Source organism: Bradyrhizobium algeriense, assembly GCF_003062295.1.
GTDB classification, from domain to species: domain Bacteria; phylum Pseudomonadota; class Alphaproteobacteria; order Rhizobiales; family Xanthobacteraceae; genus Bradyrhizobium; species Bradyrhizobium algeriense.
In genome coordinates this window covers 86,040-105,560 of record NZ_PYCN01000008.1, presented here as the reverse complement: position 1 = coordinate 105,560, position 19,521 = coordinate 86,040, and the positions used below count along the sequence as shown (strand labels likewise).

Below are 19,521 nucleotides of genomic sequence, written 5' to 3'. Positions count from 1 at the left end.
CGGATATGCCGGCAAAGCAGGCGTTTATAGTCATTTCAAGGCCCATAATATGGGCCATCCCGGTAATGAGCAACCTCAGGAGCCCCTCGCCTGGGGCATGGCCTGAGTGACTTGACGCCTGCTCGACCGGGTTCGGCCCACGCAGAATCAGCCTTGGTCAGCCTTGATCATCCTTGCACGGCCTTGGCGAAATTGGCGAAGAACTCGTCGGCCAGTTTCTTGGCCGCGCCGTTGATCAGGCGCTGGCCGAGCTGGGCGAGCTTGCCGCCGATCTGGGCCTCGACCGTATAGCTCAGCAGGGTACCACCATCCTTTTCGGCGAGCGCCACAGTGGCGCCCCCCTTGGCAAAGCCGGCGACGCCGCCCTCGCCTTCGCCCGAGATCTTGTAGCCATTGGGCGGATCGAGATCGCTCAAATTGACCTTGCCCTTGAAGCGGGCGGAGACCGGCCCGACCTTCATCTTGGCGGTGGCGCGGAAGCCGTTGTCCTCGGTCTTTTCCAGCTCCTCGCAGCCGGGGATGCAGACCTTCAGCACTTCCGGATCGTTCAGCTTGGCCCACACGGCCTCGCGCGACGCCGCAAGCTGGACTTCGCCGTTCATCGTCATGGCCATGGGAGTGCCTCCTGGATCGCTTCAGCCTGATATCCCCAAGTAAAGCACGCCCGGGCCAAAAGGAAGGGCGATAAGCGATGCATATTCGCAAGTGCAGCAGAGCCAAACCGATAAGGGCATTGGCAGCGACAGGCCGGGATGGTTAGGTCGCGAGCAGATGAGCACCGCAGTCTCCCCATTGCTTGCCCCGATGCTGTCGAGCGCCGCCATGCGCGCGATCTGCGACGATGTGGCGGCCTTGCAAAACATGCTGGATTTCGAGGCTGCGCTGGCGCGCGCTGAAGCCGCGCTGGGGGTCATTCCGGCAAGCGCGGCGGGACCGATCACGAATGCGTGCAGGGCCGAATCATTCGACCTCGTCGCGCTGGCCGACGCCGCCACCCGCTCCGGTAACCTCGCCATCCCGCTGGTCAAGGCGCTGACGGCCAATGTCGCCAAGGTGGATGCCGAGGCGGCGCGTTATGTCCATTGGGGCGCGACCAGTCAGGACGTCATCGATACCGGCGCCATGCTCGGCCTTCGCGCCGGCATCGACGCGCTGCTCGCCGACATCAGCCGCGCGATCGCAGGCTTTGCCGGATTGGCGCGTCGACACCGCCATACCCCGGTAGTCGCCCGCACCTGGCTGCAGCATGCGCTGCCGATGCCGTTCGGGCTGAAGCTCGCCGAATATGCCGCGGCGCTGCACCGCTCGAAGCTGCGGCTGCAGCGCTTGCGCAGCGAGACGCTGGCGCTGCAATTCGGCGGCGCGGCCGGCACGCTCGCGGCGCTGGGCGACAACGGACTAAAGGTCGCAGAAGGACTGGCAGCGGAGCTCAAGCTCCCGCTGCCGGATGCGCCCTGGCACACCCACCGCGACCGCATCGCGGAAGCGGCCTCCGTGCTCGCCATCATCGCCGGCACTTGCGGCAAGATCGCTCGCGACGTTTCGCTGATGATGCAGACCGATGTCGGCGAAGCGTTCGAGCCCTCGGGCGAAGGCCGCGGCGGCTCCTCCACCATGCCGCACAAGCGCAATCCGGTGGCGGCCGCCAGTGCGCTTGCCGCAGCCACCATGGCGCCCGGTCTCGCGGCGACGATTTTTGCGGCGCAGGTGCAGGACCACGAGCGTAGCGCCGGCCCCTGGCACGCCGAATGGCCGACGCTGCCGACGCTGATGCTGGTCACCTCGGGCGGGCTGGCGGCCATTGTGGATATCGCCGAGGGGCTGGAAGTCGACGCCGCGCGCATGCGCAGCAATCTCGACACGACGGACGGACTGATCATGGCCGAAGCGGTGACAATGGCGCTGGCCGAAAAGATCGGCAAGAGCGACGCGCATCATCTGATCGAAGCGGCGAGCAAGAAGGCGGTCGCGGACAAGAAGCATCTGCGCGATGTCTTGACGAACGACCTGAAAGTTGCAGCGCAGCTCGGCGCCGAAAAAATCGCAACACTGTTCGAGCCGATGGCCTATCAGGGCGCCTCGCAGGCCCTGATCGACCGCCTGCTCGCTTCGCTGGACGACAAGTGACCGGAGAATCCCTATGCCGATGATCGACGCCGACGGGTGCCTGCTCAACGTATCCGTCGAAGGCCGCGACGGCGGACCGACGCTGATGCTGTCGAATTCGCTGGGCTCAACGATGCAGATGTGGGAGCCGCAGATGAAGGCGCTGACGCAGGTGTTCCGCGTCATCCGCTATGACCGGCGCGGCCATGGCAAATCGAACGTACCACCCGGGCCCTATTCATTGGAACGTTTCGGCCGCGACGTGCTGGCGATCCTCGACGACCTCAACATCGCGAGAACGCATTGGTGCGGCCTGTCGATGGGCGGCATGGTCGGGCAATGGCTGGGGGCTAACGCATCAGACAGATTCGGCAAGATCGTGCTGGCCAACACCACCTGCCACTACCCGGACCCGACACGCTGGCACGACCGCATCAAGGCGGTAAAGGAAGGCGGCATCGCCGCGGTCGCCGACGCCGTGATGGCGGGCTGGCTGACGGCGGATTTTCGCGAGCGCGAGCCGCAGATCGCGGCCAACATGAAGGCGATGATGCTGACCACGCCGGTCGAGGGCTACATCGCCTGCTGCGAGGCGCTGTCGACGCTCGACCAGCGCGAGCTGCTGCCGAAAATCAAAAGCCCGACGCTGATCATCGCCGGGCGCCACGACATGTCGACGACGATCGCGGACGCCGAATTCATGCGCAGCCGAATTCCGGGCGCGAGCATGACCATCCTCGATGCGGCGCATATTTCCAACGTCGAGCAGCCGCACGCCTTCACCGATGCGGTGATCGGCTTTCTGACGCAACGCTGACTCGAACGACGTCATTGCCTGCGACAAACGCGAAGCGTTTGCGCAAGGGAGCGAAGCGACAACGGAGACGCTGTCATTCCGGGATGGTGCGCCAGCACCAGACCCGGAATCTCGAGATTCTCAGGTGCGCAATTGCGCACCGTAGTTCGATGCTTCGCATCGCCCCGGAATGACGACGATGGAGGAGACCACTGATGGACGACAATCAACGCCGCGACGACGGCATGGCCCAGCGCCGAAAAGTTCTCGGCGATGAATGGGTCGACAAGTCGATCAAGAACCGCAACGCGTTCAATACCGACTTCCAGGACCTGATCACCTGCTACGCCTGGGGCGACATCTGGACCCGGCCGCATTTCGACCACCGCACCCGCCGCGTGCTCGTGATCGGCACCATGGTCGCACTGGGACAGTGGGACGAATTCCGCCTGCATGTGCGCGCAGCACTCACTGAGGGCGGCTTCACGCCCGACGACATCAAGGAAATCCTGCTGCAGCAGGCTATCTATTGCGGCGTGCCGGCGGCCAACCACGCGGTCAAGGAAGCGAACGCGATCATCGCGGAATTAGGTTTGCTGAAGGGTTAGCTGGGAAGGCGCCCGCTCCGACAGCACCGGCAGCGATGTCACGAGCGATCTGATGCGATCGGCGTCTGAACTCGTGGCGGGGTTATAGACGATCATGCCGAGGTCCGGCCGGCCATCCACACCAAACGCGGAATACTCCATCGTGATCTGCCCGAGGATCGGATGCCGAAGGCGTTTGACGCCCTCGCCGTGAACATGAACGTTGTTGTCACGCCATAGCGCTGCGAATTCGGGGCTGCGCTTGCAAAGCTCGTCCACGAGCTCGCCGACTTCGGACACGGCGCCGGCGCGCGCCGCATCTGCCCTGAATGCTCCGACCACGAAGCGGGCGACGCTTTCCCAATCATATTGCGCGGCCCGGACGCGGGGATCGCAGAAGATGAGGCGAAGGATGTTGCGCTGGCCCGGAGGGAGCGCGCCATAGTCGGTCAGCACCGCTGCGGCAGCGCGATTCCATGCGACGACATCCCAGGTGGCGGTCTTGATCAGGGCCGGACTGACGTCAAGCGCATCGAGCAGCCGTTGCAAACGGGGCGTGACGCCCGCGGCGGCCCTGTAGCGGACCTCGGGTGGACGGCCGAGCCCGAGCAGGAAGACATGTTCGCGCTCGACGTCGGTCAGCATCAGCGCCGCAGCGATCCGGTTCAACACGTCCGCCGAGGGAGCGCCGCCGCGCCCCTGCTCCAGCCATGTGTACCAGGTCGGGCTGATGTTGGCGCGCTGGGCGACTTCCTCCCGCCGCAATCCCGGCGTCCGCCTGCGCCCCACCGCAAAACCGAAGGCAGCCGGATCAAGCCGAGCGCGGCGATCCCTGAGATAGGTCCCCAGCGGATTGTTGGTTTCGACCGGCACGTTGATCCTGTTAGCGACTATACCACGATAACATCACTACTTTAACATGATGACAGCGCGGGCGATATCAGTCTCCAACATCCTTGGAGACTTTCGCATGCGCATCTTCGTTACCGGCGCGACCGGCTTTGTCGGCTCCGCCATCGTCCGCGAACTCGTCACGTCGGGCCATCAGGTACTTGGTCTCACCCGCTCCGATGCGAGTGCCGCGTCGCTCGCGGCCATGGGCGCCGAGATCCATCGCGGCTCGCTCGAAGATCTGGAAAGCCTCCGCGACGGCGCGCGCAAGGCGGACGCTGTCATCCACACCGCCTTCAACCATGACTTCTCGAGATTTCTGGAGAACTGCGCGGAAGACCGGCGTGCCATCGAAGCGATGGGCGCGGTGCTGGAGGGATCCGGGCGGCCCATGCTGGTGACATCAGGGTTTGGGTCGCTGGCTCCGGGCCGGATCGCGACCGAGGCCGACATGCCCGCTCCCGATTCTCCGCGCGCCTCCGAGGCGGCGGCCGCTACCATCGCGGCGCGCGGCGTGCGCGTATCAGCGGTGCGCCTGGCGGCATCGACCCATGGCGACGGCGACCACGGTTTCGTCCCGCGCCTGATCGATATCGCACGCGAGAAAGGCGTCGCGGCCTATGTCGGTGATGGAGCGAACCGCTGGCCTGGCGTGCATCGGCGCGATGCCGCCCGCCTCTATCGGCTTGCGCTCGAACAGGGCGTCGAGGGCGGCCCCTATCACGCGGTCGCCGACGAAGGCGTGCCGTTCAAAAAGATCGCTGAAGTGATCGGCCGCAGGCTCGGCGTGCCCGTCATTTCCAAAACGCGTGACGAGGCACCTGCGCATTTCGGCTGGATCGCGAGATTCGCCGCGATGGACATGCCGGCCTCGAGCGCGCGGACCAGATCGGCGCTGGGATGGAAGCCGGAGCAGCCGGGGCTCATCGCCGATCTCGATCAGGACAACTATTTCGCCTGAGCACGCCCAAGTGTCTTGAGCGCCGAAGCACGAGCGTGTATCGGCGCGAGCAAAATGCCGGCCCGGCAGCATTGCAGCGCCGAGCCGGTGAAGTCCTGCCCAGGTGATATCTTGAACTCCGAACCTTCGACGAAACCCGTGGCGGCTTCCGGCTCGTTCGCGGCCATGAAGTCCGCGCCCTATCGCGCCCAGTTCATCGCCTATGTGCTGGCCATGATGGCCGACAATATCGAGCACGTGATCAGCTATTGGGTGGTCTTTCAGAAATTCCACTCGCCTGCGCTGGCCGGCTTCGCGGTGCTGTCGCACTGGCTTCCATTCCTGCTGTTTTCGGTCGCCGTAGGCTCGCTGGCGGACCGGTTCGATCCGCGCCGTATCATCCAGTGCGGGATGCTGCTGTTCATCGTGGCCTCGGCGGGATGGGGATTTTTCTTCATCACCGACACGCTTGAGATGTGGCACGCGATGCTGCTGCTGGTCATCCATGGCTGCGCCGGCGTGCTGTGGCAGACGCCGAACCAGTTGCTGCTCTACGACATCGTGGGCCCGGCCAATCTGCCGAGCGCGGTGCGGCTGAACGCGACGGCGCGCTATCTTGGCATCCTGGTCGGTCCGGCCGTGGGCGGCGTCATCATGCTGGCGCTCGGCCCATCCCACGGCATCATTTTCAACACGCTGTTCTATCTGCCGATGCTGCTCTGGCTGTTCTGGGCGCCCACGAGAGCCAAGGACGCCGCCCCCCGACGCATCCCCGTCCGCGGCCTTGCCGACATCGTGCAGACCATCCGCGACATCGGCACGCAGCGTGTCCTGACCTCGATGACGCTGCTCGCCGGGCTGACCTCCTTCATGATCGGCAACGCCTACCACGCCCAGATGCCGGGCTTTGCCGGCGACCTCGGGCATGGCGACCCCGGCGTGTCCTACAGCGTGCTGCTGGCCGCCGACGCGGCCGGCGCGCTGCTCGCGGGCATCGGCCTCGAAGCGTGGGGACGGCTGAAGCCTGATCCCCGGATAGCCATCGTGCTCGCCATTCTGTGGAGCCTGTCCCTGCTCGCGTTCGCGTCCGTTGGAATCTATACGCTGGCGATCGCGCTGCTGTTCGCCGCCGGTTTCTTCGAGCTGTCGTTCAACACGATGGCGCAGGCGCTGGTGCAGATAAATGCCCCCGCCGACATCCGCGGCCGCGTTGTCGGCCTGTTCAACATGGCCGGCCTCGGCATGCGGGCCTTCAGCGGCATCACCGTGGGCCTCGCCGGCGCAGCGATCGGCATTCACTGGTCGCTCGGCCTGTCGGCTGTCGTGCTGTTGGCGTCTCTGTTCGTCCTGTATCGCCGCGCTGCAAAGAGCGGCTCGCCGCCGAACTAGCTTCGCTGAAGGGATAGCCCGGTGGGCGCAGCGCCGGCCTGCTGCGGCGGCGCGGGCCGCTCGATCAGCATGACAATGACCGTGCCGAGCATCATCATGAGCTCGGCCGCATGCAGCCGAAGCGCTGAAGTCTCGCCGGCCTGCGAGGCCATCAGCACGCCGGCAAAACTCATTACGCTACCGATCAACAGTGCCATGCCGAGCGCTTCCTCGCAGCCGCCGCTCCGGCGGGCCGACGCGCGGGTGATGAAAACCAGAAAGGCCGCAAGGAACGCCACCACGGTCATCCGGCCGAGCGCCAGCAGCCAGGCGACGCGAACGGTGGCCAATCCACTGAGCTGCAGGTGGTCGCTGACGAACAGCGCCAGCGAAATGTTCGGCCGCTCATAGAGACCGTGGATCGGCGACACGACGATCTTGAAGGCTGTGATGGTCCACGCCGGAATGAAATAGGCCGCCAGCAGCGCGCCGTTGAATGTGCTGATCCGCCAGTATCCGATCATGCCGCCTCCCCCAGCCCCCAACGGGGCGACGGCGACCTAACGCCCGCAAAATCCGGGCGGCAATTTAAACCATTTGTTTACCATTTGCCCCCGTCTTGACCCGAGGGTTCATCACACGAGTTCGGCCATGACGGTGGCGGGCCGAGCGCCACAAAAGAAAAGCCCCGCCTTTCGGCAGGGCCTTCTTCACTCACTCACCCGTCCGGCTAGCTGTCCTGATCAGGCATCTGCTTCCCCTGACGGTTGGGATTCGGCTTCTCACGGCCCGGATCCTGCTGCTGCTGGCCCGGCTTCTGGCCGCCACCCTGCTGCTGCTGACCGGGCTTCTGACCCGGGTTCTGGTTCTGCTGACCCGGGTTGTTCTGATTGGTCATTGGGGGATCTCCGTTGTTGACCATAGCCGGGTGAACGGAAAGGCATGACATTCGTTGCAAGGGAACGCCGGTTCCGCTGCGATCATTGCGCGGCAAAGGCGTGGCAGCACTGTGAAGCGGGAACCCGTGCTGAAAAACTAGCTCTGTACAAGCCAAATAAGCCGCAGCCGGCGCTGTTGCCGCCCCCGGTTCCCACCTGTTAGAAAACGACACGACGCGTCGCATCGGGCTGCCGGAGCTCTCGCCGCGTCGCGGCTCTAACTACGGCAGCGCATGGATTATTTCGCCCAGCAACTGATCAACGGCCTCGTGCTCGGCTCGATCTACGGCCTGATCGCCATCGGCTACACCATGGTCTACGGCATCGTCGGCATGATCAATTTCGCCCATGGCGATATTTTCATGATCGGCGGCTTCATCGCCCTGATCACCTTCCTGATCCTGGTCTCGTTCGGCCTGACCGCCATCCCCCTGATCCTGCTGGTGGTACTGCTGGTGTCGATGGCGATCACGGCGCTTTATGGCTGGACGGTGGAACGCATCGCCTACCGGCCGCTGCGGCACTCGTTCCGCCTGGCGCCGATGCTCTCCGCAATCGGTATGTCATTCGTGCTGACCAATTATTCCCAGGTGGCGCAGGGCGCGCGCGTCAAACCGGTGCCGCCGATCATCACGGGCGGCTATACCCTGCACGAGGGCGCCGAAGGCTTCGTGGTGCAGCTTTCCAACGTCCAGATCATCGTCGTCATCACCACCGTGGTGCTGCTGGCGCTGTTCACCTGGCTGGTATCGCGCACCCGGCTCGGGCGCGACATGCGCGCCTGCGAGCAGGACCAGACCATGGCCTCGCTGCTCGGCGTCGACGTCGACCGCACCATCTCCATGACCTTCGTGATCGGGGCCGCGCTCGCCGCCGTCGCCGGCATGATGTACCTGCTCTATTACGGGCTGGTCGATTTCTTCATGGGCTTTGTCGCCGGCATCAAGGCGTTCACCGCCGCGGTCCTCGGCGGCATCGGCTCATTGCCCGGCGCGATGCTGGGCGGGCTTCTGATCGGGCTGATCGAGACGCTGTGGTCGGCCTATTTCTCGGTCGAATACAAGGACGTCGCCGCGTTCTCGATCCTGATCGTGGTTCTGGTCTTCCTTCCGACCGGCCTGCTCGGCCGGCCCGAAGTCGAAAAAGTTTGACGGGCCGCCGCGTGAGCGCACCCCCCGCCGCCCAAACCTCGCGCGCACCTGGCGCCGCCTTCATCTTCAAGAAAGCGCTGATCAGTGCGCTGGTCGCGCTGGTGCTGTTTTCGCTGATGATCGGCGTACGCACCGAAGCGGGATCAGACGGACAACTGACCTACTGGACGCGCTTCGGCGACCTCGCCGCCATGGTCGCGGCCGTGTTCGGCGGCAGCATCCTCGTCGAGCTGCTGCGGCAATGGTGGGGACCGGTCGAGACCGTCAGGGTTGTCCCCGCTTCAGTGAAGTCAGCGCTTTCATTCGCCGGACGCATGGTCGCGCCGGTGCTGCTGGTGTTCACGTTTCTGGTGCCGGTCCTGTTCTACGACGAGCGCTACATTCTCGACCTCGCCATCCTCGTGCTCACTTACGTGATGCTCGGATGGGGGCTCAACGTGGTGGTCGGCCTCGCCGGCCTGCTCGATCTCGGCTATGTCGCGTTCTACGCCGTCGGCGCCTATTCCTATGCGCTGCTGGCGACCAATTTCGGATTGTCGTTCTGGGTATGCCTGCCGCTCGCCGGCATCCTCGCTGCCTTCTGGGGCGTGTTGCTCGGCTTTCCCGTGCTGCGGCTGCGCGGCGATTATCTCGCTATCGTCACGCTGGCCTTCGGCGAGATCATCCGCCTCGTCATCATCAACTGGCAGAGCCTGACCGGCGGGCCGAACGGCGTCACCGGCATTCCCCGCCCCACCCTGTTCGGCATCCCGCTCACGCCCGGCGACGACGGGCTTGCGGCCAGGCTCGGCATCGAATTTTCGCCGACGCACCGCATCGTGTTCCTGTTCTATTTGATCCTGGCGCTGGCGCTGCTCACCAACTGGGTCACGATCCGGCTGCGGCGGCTGCCGATTGGACGCGCCTGGGAGGCACTGCGCGAGGACGAAGTCGCCTGCCGCGCGCTCGGCATCAACACCACCACGACCAAGCTGACCGCGTTTGCGACAGGCGCAATGTTCGGCGGTTTCGCCGGCGCGTTCTTCGCGACCAGACAAGGTTTCATCAGCCCGGAATCCTTCACCTTCCATGAATCGGCGCTGGTGCTGGCGATCGTGGTGCTGGGCGGCATGGGCTCGCAACTCGGCGTCGCGCTCGCAGCACTTGCCATGATCGGCGGCTTCGAGCTGTTTCGAGGGCTCGACCAGTATCGCATGCTGGTGTTCGGCATGGCGATGGTGCTGTTGATGATCTGGCGGCCGCGCGGCCTGATCGGCCATCGCGCGCCGACCGTGTTCCTCGAGCGCAATCAGGCGATCTCGTCCGACCTCGTCAAGGAGGGACACGGATGAGCGGCGACCAGATCCTGTCCGTCGATAGCCTGTCGATGCGCTTCGGCGGCATCGTCGCCGTCAACGAACTCTCCTTCAATGCCGAGCGGCGCAAGATCACCGCGCTGATCGGGCCGAACGGCGCCGGCAAGACCACCGTCTTCAACTGCATCACCGGCTTCTACAAGCCAACGTCAGGCGCGATGCGGCTCGCGCATGATAATGGCCACGCCATCCAGCTCGAACGGCTGAACGATTTCCGGATTTCCAAGCTGGCCAAGGTCGCACGCACCTTCCAGAACATCCGGCTGTTTCCCGGCATGACGGCGCTGGAGAACCTGATGGTGGCGCAGCACAATGCGCTGATGCGCGCCTCCGGGCTGACGTTTCTCGGGCTGATCGGCGTGCCGTCCTGGCGCAAGGCCGAGGAGGCCGCGATCGATCTGGCGCGGACCTGGCTCGACCGCATCGGGCTCCTGGACCGCGCCGACGATGCCGCCGGCAATTTGCCCTATGGCGACCAGCGGCGTCTGGAGATCGCGCGTGCGATGTGCACCCAGCCCGCGCTGCTCTGCCTCGACGAGCCGGCGGCCGGCCTCAACGCGCGCGAAAGCGCCGCTTTAAGCGAACTGCTGCTCTCGATCCGCGCCGATCAAGGCACCTCGATCCTGCTCATCGAGCACGACATGAGCGTGGTGATGGAAATCTCCGACCACGTCGTCGTGATGGATCACGGCGTCAAGATCGCCGAAGGCACGCCGCGGCATATCCGCGACGATCCCAAGGTGATCGCGGCCTATCTCGGCACGGATGAGGAAGAAGCCATCGCCGTGATGGAGAGCGGAACGTGACCGCGCCATCGAAGATACCCCTGCTCGCGATCCGCTCGCTGCGCGCGGCTTACGGCAAGATCGAGGCGCTGAAGGGCGTCGATCTCGACATCAACGCCGGCGAAATTGTCGCCCTGATCGGGTCCAACGGGGCCGGCAAGTCGACCCTGATGATGACGATCTTCGGCCGGCCCCGCGCCCGCGCAGGGAGGATCGAGTTCGACGGCCACGACATTACGGACGTGCCGACGCATGAGATCGCGCGGTTGCGCATCGCCCAATCCCCCGAGGGCCGCCGCATCTTCCCGCGCATGAGCGTGGCGGAAAACCTGCAGATGGGCGCTGACGCGACCGATAGCAGCGAGGCCGATCGGGCGAGCGGCCTGGAACGCGTCTTCGCGCTGTTCCCGCGGCTCAAGGAACGCATGACCCAGCGCGGCGGCACGCTGTCCGGCGGCGAGCAGCAGATGCTGGCGATCGGCCGCGCCCTGATGAGCCGGCCGCGCCTGTTGATGCTGGACGAGCCGTCGCTGGGGCTGGCTCCCTTGATCGCACGGCAGATTTTCGATGCGATCCGGACCCTGAACCGGCAGGACGGCCTGACCGTTCTGATCGTCGAACAGAACGCCAACCATGCGCTGAAACTGGCCCATCGCGGCTATGTCATGGTCAACGGCCTGATCACCCTGTCAGGAACCGGCAGCGAATTGCTGCAGCGCCCGGAAATCCGTGCCGCCTATCTGGAGGGCGGCCGGCGGGAGTAGTCACATTTCCACCTGCCTCCCACCTACCCAGGCGCGTGCTGCGGCAAGATGCTGCGAACCGACCGTGGATTTGCCTGAAAATTGCCGATGACTTCGCCGTAAAATCAGCCGACAATGGGCGTGATTTTCGTACCCGGCCCGCCGGGTGCTTCCTGAAATCGACTGACCTGCGAGGATATCTCATGAAATCACTGAAACTCATCGGCCTGGCATTGGGCGCATCGTTGGCGCTGTCGACAACCGCGCTGGCGCAGGACATCTCCATCGCCGTGGCGGGCCCGATGACGGGCGGCGAATCCGCATTCGGCCGGCAGATGAAGAACGGCGCCGAACAGGCGGTGGCCGACATCAACGCCGCCGGCGGCGTGCTCGGCAAGAAGCTGGCGCTGCAGGTCGGCGACGATGCCTGCGATCCCAAGCAGGCGCGCTCGGTGGCGGAAAAGTTCGCCAGCGCCAAAATCCCGTTCGTTGCCGGTCACTTCTGCTCCTCGTCGTCGATCCCGGCGTCGGAAGCTTACGCCGACGGCAACGTGCTGCAGATTACGCCGGCCTCGACCAACCCGCTGTTCACCGAGCGCAAGCTGTGGAACGTGGCGCGCGTCTGCGGCCGCGACGACCAGCAGGGCCTGGTTGCCGCCGACTACATCGTCAAGAACTACAAGGGCAAGAACGTCGCCATCCTCAACGACAAGTCCACCTACGGCAAAGGCCTCGCCGACGAAACCAAGAAGGCGCTCAACAAGGCTGGCTTTACCGAGAAGATGTACGAGTCCTACAACAAGGGCGACAAGGACTTTAACGCGATCGTGTCGCGGCTGAAGCGCGACAATATCGATCTGGTCTATGTCGGCGGCTACCATCAGGAAGCCGGCCTGATCCTGCGCCAGATGCGCGACCAGGGCCTCAAGACGGTGTTGATGGCGGGCGACGCCCTGAACGACAAGGAATTCGCCTCGATCACGGGGCCGGCCGGCGAAGGCACGCTGTTCACCTTCGGTCCCGACCCGCGCAACAAGGCGACTGCGAAAGCGATCGTCGAGAAGTTCAAGGGCAAGAACATCGATCCCGAAGGCTACACCCTCTACACCTACGCCGCGATGCAGGTCTGGACGCAGGCGGTGACAAAGGCGAAGACCACCGATCCGAAGAAGGTCATGGAGACCATCAAGGCCGGCGAATGGGACACCGTGCTCGGCAAGCTGGGCTTCGACGCCAAGGGCGACATCAAGGTCATCGACTACGTCGTCTACAAGTGGGACGCCAAGGGCAACTACACCGAGATCAATCCGAAGGGGTCATAGGCCCCTCGTCGATCAGAACCTCAAACGCCCCGGCTTGCCGGGGCGTTTTCATTTTGGGTTCCAGATAATTTTCCGATCGCGGGAACAATTGGGTTCCCGCCGCATTGTGCAAGCTGGGCTTGAGTTCCATGTCATTGATTTCTCGACCTTAACCGTTATTCCAACTTGATCTGCCGGTGGGGCAGCGGTTCTATCTGTGAAATCGCATTTCAGCCTAAGTGATTTGCGCGCGAACTGGCCGAGGAAACACCATGAGTGACCTTTCCCCTGGGGCATCACCCTCCGTTCGCCGGGTCACCAAATCCCAACCAGCCACCACCAACGGCACGTCCGATCCGATGCAGGATCTGCTGCACGCCTTGCAGGCAATGCGCGCGGGTGATTTCTCGGTGCGGATGACCGGCGATCACCTCGGCATCGAGGGCAAGATCGCCGACACCTTCAACGAAATCGTCGCCGCCAACCAGCGAATGGCGCAGCAACTGGAGCACGTCGGCCAGGTGGTCGGGCGCGAAGGCAAGACGCGGCAGCGCGTCAAGTTCGACCTGTCGAGCGGATCGTGGGCGGACATGGAGGGATCCGTCAACACGCTGATAGATGACCTGCTGTGGCCGACCCGCGAAGTCACGCGCGCGGTCGCCGCCGTTGCCCAAGGCAATCTACTACAGACCGTGCAGCTCGACGTCGACGGCCGCCCACTTGGCGGCGAATTCTTGCAGTCGGCCAACATCGTCAACACGATGATCAAGCAGCTTTCCGTGTTCACCTCGGAAGTGACGCGCGTGGCGCGCGAGGTCGGCACCGAGGGCAAGCTCGGCGGCCAGGCCCAGGTCCCGGAAGTGACGGGCGTCTGGAAAGACCTGACCGAGAGCGTCAACTCGATGGCCAACAATTTGACCGGCCAGGTCCGCAACATCGCCGAGGTCACCATCGCGGTCGCCAATGGCGACCTGTCGAAGAAGATCACGGTGGACGTCCGCGGCGAGATCCTGCAGCTCAAGGAAGCCATCAACACGATGGTGGATCAACTTCGATCCTTCGCTTCCGAAGTGACCCGCGTGGCGCGCGAAGTCGGCACCGACGGCAAGCTCGGCGGCCAGGCGATCGTCCCCGGCGTCGCCGGCACCTGGAAGGATCTGACCGACTCCGTCAATGCGATGTGCGGCAACCTCACCGCGCAGGTACGCAACATCGCCAACGTTACCACGGCGGTGGCCCGCGGCGACCTCTCGCGCAAGATCACGGTCGACGTCCGCGGCGAAATCCTGGAGCTGAAGGACACCATCAATACGATGGTCGACCAGCTCAACTCGTTCGCCTCGGAAGTGACGCGCGTCGCCCGCGAGGTCGGCACCGAAGGCAAGCTCGGCGGTCAGGCCCAGGTCCCCGGCGTCGCCGGCACCTGGAAGGACCTCACCGACAACGTCAACTTCATGGCCTCCAACCTGACGGCGCAGGTCCGCAACATCGCCGACGTCGCGACCGCCATCGCCGGCGGCGACCTTTCCAAGAAGATCACCGTGAACGTGTCGGGCGAAATCCTTCAGTTGAAGGAAACGCTCAACACGATGGTCGACCAGCTCAACGCCTTTGCCGGCGAAGTGACGCGCGTCGCCCGCGAAGTCGGCACCGAGGGACGGCTCGGCGGCCAGGCCAACGTGCGCGGCGTCGCCGGCACCTGGAAGGATCTCACCGAGAGCGTCAACTCGATGGCTTCCAACCTGACGGCGCAGGTCCGCAACATCGCCGAAGTGACGACCGCAGTCGCCAATGGCGACCTGTCGAAGAAGATCACGGTGGACGTCCGCGGCGAAATTTTGGAGCTGAAAGACACCATCAATACGATGGTCGACCAGCTCAACGCCTTTGCCGGCGAAGTGACGCGTGTGGCGCGCGAAGTCGGCACCGAAGGCAAGCTCGGCGGCCAGGCCAACGTGCGCGGCGTCGCCGGCACCTGGAAGGACCTCACCGACAACGTCAATTCGATGGCCGGCAACCTCACCGCTCAGGTCCGCAACATCGCCGACGTCGCGACCGCGGTGGCCAAGGGCGACCTGTCGAAGAAGATCACGGTCAACGTCTCGGGCGAAATCCTTCAGCTGAAGGAAACGCTCAATACGATGGTGGACCAGCTCAACGCCTTTGCGAGCGAAGTGACCCGCGTCGCGCGCGAAGTCGGCACCGACGGCAAGCTCGGCGGCCAGGCCCAGGTGACCGGCGTCGCCGGCACCTGGAAAGATTTGACCGACTCCGTGAACTCGATGGCGGGCAACCTCACCGCTCAGGTGCGCAACATCGCGGAAGTGGCGACCGCGATTGCTGGCGGCGACCTCTCGCGAAAAATCACGGTCGACGTGCGCGGCGAGATCCTGCAGCTCAAGGAAACGCTGAACACGATGGTCGACCAGCTCAATCGCTTCGCCGGCGAAGTGACGCGCGTGGCGCGCGAGGTCGGCACCGAGGGACGATTGGGTGGTCAAGCCAACGTGCCCGGCGTCGCCGGCACCTGGAAGGACCTGACGGATAACGTCAACTCGATGGCCGGCAACCTGACCGGCCAGGTCCGCAACATCGCCGAAGTGACCACGGCGGTGGCCAAGGGCGACCTTTCGAAGAAGATCACCGTCGACGTCAAGGGCGAGATTCTGGAACTGAAGAACACCGTCAACACGATGGTGGACCAGCTCAACGCCTTTGCCTCCGAAGTTACCCGCGTGGCGCGCGAGGTCGGCACCGAGGGCAAGCTCGGCGGCCAGGCGCAGGTGCCTGAAGTGGCCGGCACCTGGAAGGACCTCACCGACAACGTCAACTTCATGGCTTCGAACCTGACCGCGCAGGTCCGCAACATTGCCGAGGTCGCCACGGCAATCGCCGGTGGCGACCTGTCGAAGAAGATCACGGTCGACGTTCGCGGCGAGATCCTGCTGCTGAAAGACACCCTCAATACGATGGTCGAGCAGCTTCGCTCGTTTGCCGCCGAAGTGACGCGCGTGGCGCGCGAGGTCGGCACCGAGGGACGATTGGGCGGACAGGCCGTGGTGCCCGGCGTTGGCGGCACCTGGAAGGATCTGACCGACAACGTCAACCTGCTGGCGGCCAACCTCACCACGCAGGTCCGCAATATCGCCGAAGTCACCACCGCTGTGGCCCGCGGCGACCTGTCGCGCAAGATCACGGTCGACGTGAAAGGCGAAATCCTTGAACTGAAGAACACCATCAACACGATGGTCGACCAGCTCAACGCCTTTGCCGGCGAAGTGACGCGCGTGGCGCGCGAAGTCGGCACCGAGGGCAAGCTCGGCGGTCAGGCGCAGGTCCCGGGCGTCGCCGGCACCTGGAAGGACCTCACCGACACCGTGAACTTCATGGCCGCCAACCTGACCGAACAGGTGCGCGGCATCGTCAAGGTGGTGACCGCGGTTGCCGACGGCGACCTGAAGCAGAACCTGACCGTGAAATCGAAGGGCGAAGTCGCAGCGCTCGCCGACACCATCAACAACATGACCGAGACGCTCGCGACCTTCGCCGATCAGGTCACCAGCGTGGCGCGCGAAGTCGGCGTCGAGGGACGGCTCGGCGGCCAGGCCAACGTGCCCGGCGCCGCCGGCACCTGGAAGGACCTCACCGGCAACGTCAACCTGCTCGCCGCCAACTTGACCTCGCAGGTGCGCGCCATCGCCGAGGTGGCGACCGCCGTGACCAAGGGCGACCTGACCCGCTCGATCCAGGTCGACGCCCGCGGCGAAGTGGCCGAACTCAAGGACAATATCAACACCATGATCGGCAACCTTCGCCTGACGACGCAGGTCAATACCGAGCAGGACTGGCTGAAGACCAACCTCGCCAGCTTCACCAACATGCTGCAGGGGCAGCGCGACCTCACGACCGTCGGCCGGTTGCTGCTGACCGAACTGGCGCCGCTGGTCAACGCGCATATGGGCGCGATCTATCAGACCGAGAATGCCGATAGCCCGCAATTGCGCCTGCTCTCCGCCTATGCGGGCGATAGCGCCAATCCCCACCCGCTGGTCGTTCAATTCGGCGAAGGGCTGATCGGCCAGTGCGCGATGGACAAGCGCCAGCGGCTGGTGTCGGACATCCCGACCGATACGGCGCCGATCAATTCGGCGCTGCTGCGCGTCATTCCGAAGAATCTCGTCGTGCTTCCGGTATTGTTCGAAAACCAGGTCAAGGCGGTGATCGAACTGTCTTCGATCAGTTCGTTCACGACCTCGCAGATGACCTTCCTCGAACAGCTCACCGACTCTATCGGCATCGTGCTCAACTCCATCGAGGCCACGATGCAGACCGAGGGCCTGCTGAAACAGTCCCAACAGCTCGCCGGCGAATTGCAGACCCAGCAGAAGGAACTGCAGCAGACCAACGAACAGCTCGAACAGAAGGCCCAGCAGCTTGCCGAGCGCAACGTCGAGGTGGAAAGAAAGAACCAGGAAATCGAACAGGCCCGCCGCGCGCTCGAAGAAAAGGCGACCGAGCTGTCGCTGACCTCGAAGTACAAGTCCGAATTTCTCGCCAACATGTCGCATGAGCTGCGCACGCCACTCAACAGCATCCTGATCCTCGGCCAGCAGCTCACCGAAAATCCGGACGGCAATTTGTCGGCAAAACAGGTCGAATTCGCCCGCACCATCCACGGCGCCGGCACCGACCTGCTCAACCTGATCAGCGACATTCTCGATCTGTCGAAGATCGAATCCGGCACCGTGACGGTCGATGCCGAGGAGATCCTGACGTCGAGCCTTCTGGAGACCGTCGGCCGCCCGTTCCGCCACGAAGCCGAGAACCGCCAGCTTTCGTTCAGCGTCGAGGTCGACGAGAATCTCGCCCGCAGCATGGTGACCGACTCGAAACGTCTGCAGCAGGTTTTGAAAAACCTGCTGTCGAACGCGTTCAAGTTCACCGCGGAGGGCGGCGTCAAGATGACCGTATCGGCCGCCGTCGGCGGCTGGAGCGCCGAGCACCCTATCCTCAATCACGCACCCGCCGTCGTCGCCTTCGAGGTGACCGACACCGGCATCGGCATCCCCCTGGAGAAACAGAAACTGATCTTCGAGGCGTTCCAGCAGGCGGACGCCGGCACCAGCCGCAAATACGGCGGCACCGGCCTCGGCCTTGCCATCAGCCGCGAACTCGCGAGCCTGCTCGGCGGCGAAATTCATCTGCGCAGCGCCCCAGGCAAAGGCAGCACCTTCGTGCTCTATCTGCCGCTGACATATTCCGGCCCCACGGTCGCGCCCCGGGCCCCTGCCTCGTCGCCGTTCGCTGGTGCGCCGGCGCTGCAGGTCGCAGCACAGGAGCGGGTCATCGAACAATTGCCGGATGACCGGCTCAACCTCGAACCAGGAGATACCATCCTGCTGATCGTCGAAGACGATCTGCATTATGCGCGGGTGCTGATCGATCTGGCGCGCGACAAGGGCTTCAAGGTGCTGGTCGCCAGCCGCGGTGCGGAAGCGCTCGAACTCGCCAAGCAGTTCCAGCCCACCGCGGTTTCGCTCGACGTGTTCCTGCCGGACATGCTGGGCTGGACCGTGCTGAGCCAGCTCAAGCACAATCCGCTGACGCGGCACATTCCGGTGCAGATCATCACGCTCGACGAAGACCGCCAGCATGCGCTGGCGCGCGGCGCGTTCTCCTTCGTCAACAAGCCGACGACGACGGAGGGCGTCAGCGCGGCGCTGTCGCAAATCAGGGAATACGCAAAACCTCGCCGCAAGCGCCTTCTGATCGTGGAAGACAATGCCGCCGAACAGATGAGCATCACCGAACTGCTCGGTCACGACGACATCGAGATTCTCACCGCCGACACCGGCGCCGATGCGCTCTCGACAATGCGGAACCAGCCGTGCGACTGCGTCGTGCTGGATCTGCGGCTGCCCGACATGAGCGGCTTCGAGGTGCTCGACCGGCTTCGCAACGACGACGCGCTATCGAACGTGCCCGTCGTGGTGTTCACGGGGCGGGAACTTTCAGCCGAGGAGGATGCGGAACTTCACACCATGGCGAGGAGCATCGTGGTGAAAGGCGTCGAATCGCCGGAACGCCTGCTCGACGAAACGTCGCTGTTTTTGCACCGTGTGATCACGGAATTGCCAGCCGAGAAGCAGAGAATGCTCGAAAAGCTCAATAGCTCCGATGAGGATCTCGTTGGCAAAACCGCACTTCTGGTGGACGATGACGCCCGGAACATCTTTGCGCTGTCGAGCGTATTAGAACGGCGCGGCATGAAGGTGCTGACAGCTACGACCGGCAATGAAGCCATTGCGCTGGTCGAGTCCAATCCGAATATCGCAATCGTGCTGATGGATATCATGATGCCGCAGATGGACGGATATCAGACCATTGGCGTTATCCGGCAAAACCCGTCCTTTGGCCGCCTTCCGATCATTGCCTTGACCGCCAAGGCGATGAAGGGCGACCGCGAGAAATGTCTCGAAGCCGGCGCTTCGGACTATCTCGCAAAACCCGTCAATACCGAGCAGTTGCTGCTCGCCATTCGAATGTGGCTACACCGCTGA

15 protein-coding genes are annotated in these 19,521 nt (G+C 64.1%); 11 read left to right on the top strand and 4 right to left on the bottom strand.

Annotated features, from left to right (window positions below; genetic code table 11):
• Positions 1-167: 167 nt before the first annotated feature.
• Positions 168-614 (bottom strand): SRPBCC family protein, encoded by a 447-nt coding sequence (locus C7G61_RS17765; RefSeq protein ID WP_108516537.1) that lies wholly within the window; start codon positions 612-614, stop codon positions 168-170.
• 157 nt (positions 615-771) lie between these two features.
• Between C7G61_RS17765 and C7G61_RS17760 the strand changes: the two genes are divergently transcribed.
• The 3 genes from C7G61_RS17760 (at position 772) to C7G61_RS17745 (ending at position 3,510) form a co-directional block, all read left to right on the top strand.
• The gene (locus C7G61_RS17760; protein ID WP_108516534.1) at positions 772-2,127 is read left to right on the top strand and encodes a 3-carboxy-cis,cis-muconate cycloisomerase; all 1,356 of its coding nucleotides are present in this window, start codon (positions 772-774) and stop codon (positions 2,125-2,127) included.
• 13 nt (positions 2,128-2,140) lie between these two features.
• The gene (pcaD, locus tag C7G61_RS17755) at positions 2,141-2,923 is read left to right on the top strand and encodes a 3-oxoadipate enol-lactonase (RefSeq protein WP_108516531.1); all 783 of its coding nucleotides are present in this window, start codon (positions 2,141-2,143) and stop codon (positions 2,921-2,923) included.
• A gap of 194 nt (positions 2,924-3,117) precedes the next feature.
• Entirely contained in the window at positions 3,118-3,510 is a 393-nt protein-coding gene (locus C7G61_RS17745) for a carboxymuconolactone decarboxylase family protein (RefSeq protein WP_108516529.1), read from the top strand.
• Here the strand turns inward: C7G61_RS17745 and C7G61_RS17740 are convergent.
• Entirely contained in the window at positions 3,490-4,368 is an 879-nt protein-coding gene (locus C7G61_RS17740) for a helix-turn-helix transcriptional regulator (protein WP_108516527.1), read from the bottom strand. The genes C7G61_RS17745 and C7G61_RS17740 overlap by 21 nt on opposite strands.
• A gap of 91 nt (positions 4,369-4,459) precedes the next feature.
• On the opposite strand from C7G61_RS17740, the gene C7G61_RS17735 reads away from it, so the two are divergent.
• Together C7G61_RS17735 and C7G61_RS17725 are read left to right on the top strand one after the other, a co-directional pair.
• Complete coding sequence (locus tag C7G61_RS17735; RefSeq protein WP_108516524.1) at positions 4,460-5,341, top strand: SDR family oxidoreductase; 882 nt, start codon at positions 4,460-4,462, stop codon at positions 5,339-5,341.
• Between the two features lie 111 nt (positions 5,342-5,452).
• Entirely contained in the window at positions 5,453-6,709 is a 1,257-nt protein-coding gene (locus C7G61_RS17725) for an MFS transporter (RefSeq protein WP_420836768.1), read from the top strand.
• Here C7G61_RS17725 and C7G61_RS17720 read toward each other — a convergent pair.
• Together C7G61_RS17720 and C7G61_RS44685 are read right to left on the bottom strand one after the other, a co-directional pair.
• Positions 6,706-7,212, bottom strand: a complete 507-nt coding sequence (locus C7G61_RS17720; protein WP_108516517.1) for a hypothetical protein — start codon at positions 7,210-7,212, stop codon at positions 6,706-6,708. The genes C7G61_RS17725 and C7G61_RS17720 overlap by 4 nt on opposite strands.
• Before the next feature lie 206 nt (positions 7,213-7,418).
• On the bottom strand, positions 7,419-7,586 hold the full coding sequence (locus C7G61_RS44685; protein WP_190241861.1) for a hypothetical protein: 168 nt from the start codon (positions 7,584-7,586) through the stop codon (positions 7,419-7,421).
• 273 nt (positions 7,587-7,859) lie between these two features.
• Between C7G61_RS44685 and C7G61_RS17715 the strand changes: the two genes are divergently transcribed.
• From C7G61_RS17715 to C7G61_RS17690, 6 genes are all read left to right on the top strand, one after another.
• Complete coding sequence (locus C7G61_RS17715; protein WP_108516515.1) at positions 7,860-8,777, top strand: ABC transporter permease subunit; 918 nt, start codon at positions 7,860-7,862, stop codon at positions 8,775-8,777.
• Positions 8,778-8,788: 11 nt separating this feature from the next.
• The gene (gene livM / locus C7G61_RS17710; RefSeq protein ID WP_108516917.1) at positions 8,789-10,108 is read left to right on the top strand and encodes a high-affinity branched-chain amino acid ABC transporter permease LivM; all 1,320 of its coding nucleotides are present in this window, start codon (positions 8,789-8,791) and stop codon (positions 10,106-10,108) included.
• Positions 10,105-10,938, top strand: a complete 834-nt coding sequence (locus C7G61_RS17705; RefSeq protein WP_108516512.1) for an ABC transporter ATP-binding protein — start codon at positions 10,105-10,107, stop codon at positions 10,936-10,938. The genes livM and C7G61_RS17705 overlap by 4 nt, the downstream gene beginning before the upstream one ends.
• Entirely contained in the window at positions 10,935-11,681 is a 747-nt protein-coding gene (locus C7G61_RS17700; RefSeq protein WP_108516510.1) for an ABC transporter ATP-binding protein, read from the top strand. Before C7G61_RS17705 ends, C7G61_RS17700 begins: the two co-directional genes overlap by 4 nt.
• Before the next feature lie 182 nt (positions 11,682-11,863).
• Complete coding sequence (locus C7G61_RS17695) at positions 11,864-12,982, top strand: branched-chain amino acid ABC transporter substrate-binding protein (RefSeq protein WP_108516507.1); 1,119 nt, start codon at positions 11,864-11,866, stop codon at positions 12,980-12,982.
• Positions 12,983-13,233: 251 nt separating this feature from the next.
• On the top strand, positions 13,234-19,521 hold the full coding sequence (locus tag C7G61_RS17690) for a HAMP domain-containing protein (protein ID WP_108516505.1): 6,288 nt from the start codon (positions 13,234-13,236) through the stop codon (positions 19,519-19,521).

Excerpts from the sequence above, each read along its gene's own strand:
- C7G61_RS17765 (WP_108516537.1), bottom strand. The coding sequence starts at position 614 with ATGGCCATGACGATGAACGGCGAAGTCCAGCTTGCGGCGTCGCGCGAG.
- C7G61_RS17760 (WP_108516534.1), top strand. The coding sequence starts at position 772 with ATGAGCACCGCAGTCTCCCCATTGCTTGCCCCGATGCTGTCGAGCGCC.
- pcaD (WP_108516531.1), top strand. The coding sequence starts at position 2,141 with ATGCCGATGATCGACGCCGACGGGTGCCTGCTCAACGTATCCGTCGAA.
- C7G61_RS17745 (WP_108516529.1), top strand. The coding sequence starts at position 3,118 with ATGGACGACAATCAACGCCGCGACGACGGCATGGCCCAGCGCCGAAAA.
- C7G61_RS17735 (WP_108516524.1), top strand. The coding sequence starts at position 4,460 with ATGCGCATCTTCGTTACCGGCGCGACCGGCTTTGTCGGCTCCGCCATC.
- C7G61_RS17720 (WP_108516517.1), bottom strand. The coding sequence starts at position 7,212 with ATGATCGGATACTGGCGGATCAGCACATTCAACGGCGCGCTGCTGGCG.
- C7G61_RS44685 (WP_190241861.1), bottom strand. The coding sequence starts at position 7,586 with ATGACCAATCAGAACAACCCGGGTCAGCAGAACCAGAACCCGGGTCAG.
- C7G61_RS17715 (WP_108516515.1), top strand. The coding sequence starts at position 7,860 with ATGGATTATTTCGCCCAGCAACTGATCAACGGCCTCGTGCTCGGCTCG.
- C7G61_RS17705 (WP_108516512.1), top strand. The coding sequence starts at position 10,105 with ATGAGCGGCGACCAGATCCTGTCCGTCGATAGCCTGTCGATGCGCTTC.
- C7G61_RS17695 (WP_108516507.1), top strand. The coding sequence starts at position 11,864 with ATGAAATCACTGAAACTCATCGGCCTGGCATTGGGCGCATCGTTGGCG.
- C7G61_RS17690 (WP_108516505.1), top strand. The coding sequence starts at position 13,234 with ATGAGTGACCTTTCCCCTGGGGCATCACCCTCCGTTCGCCGGGTCACC.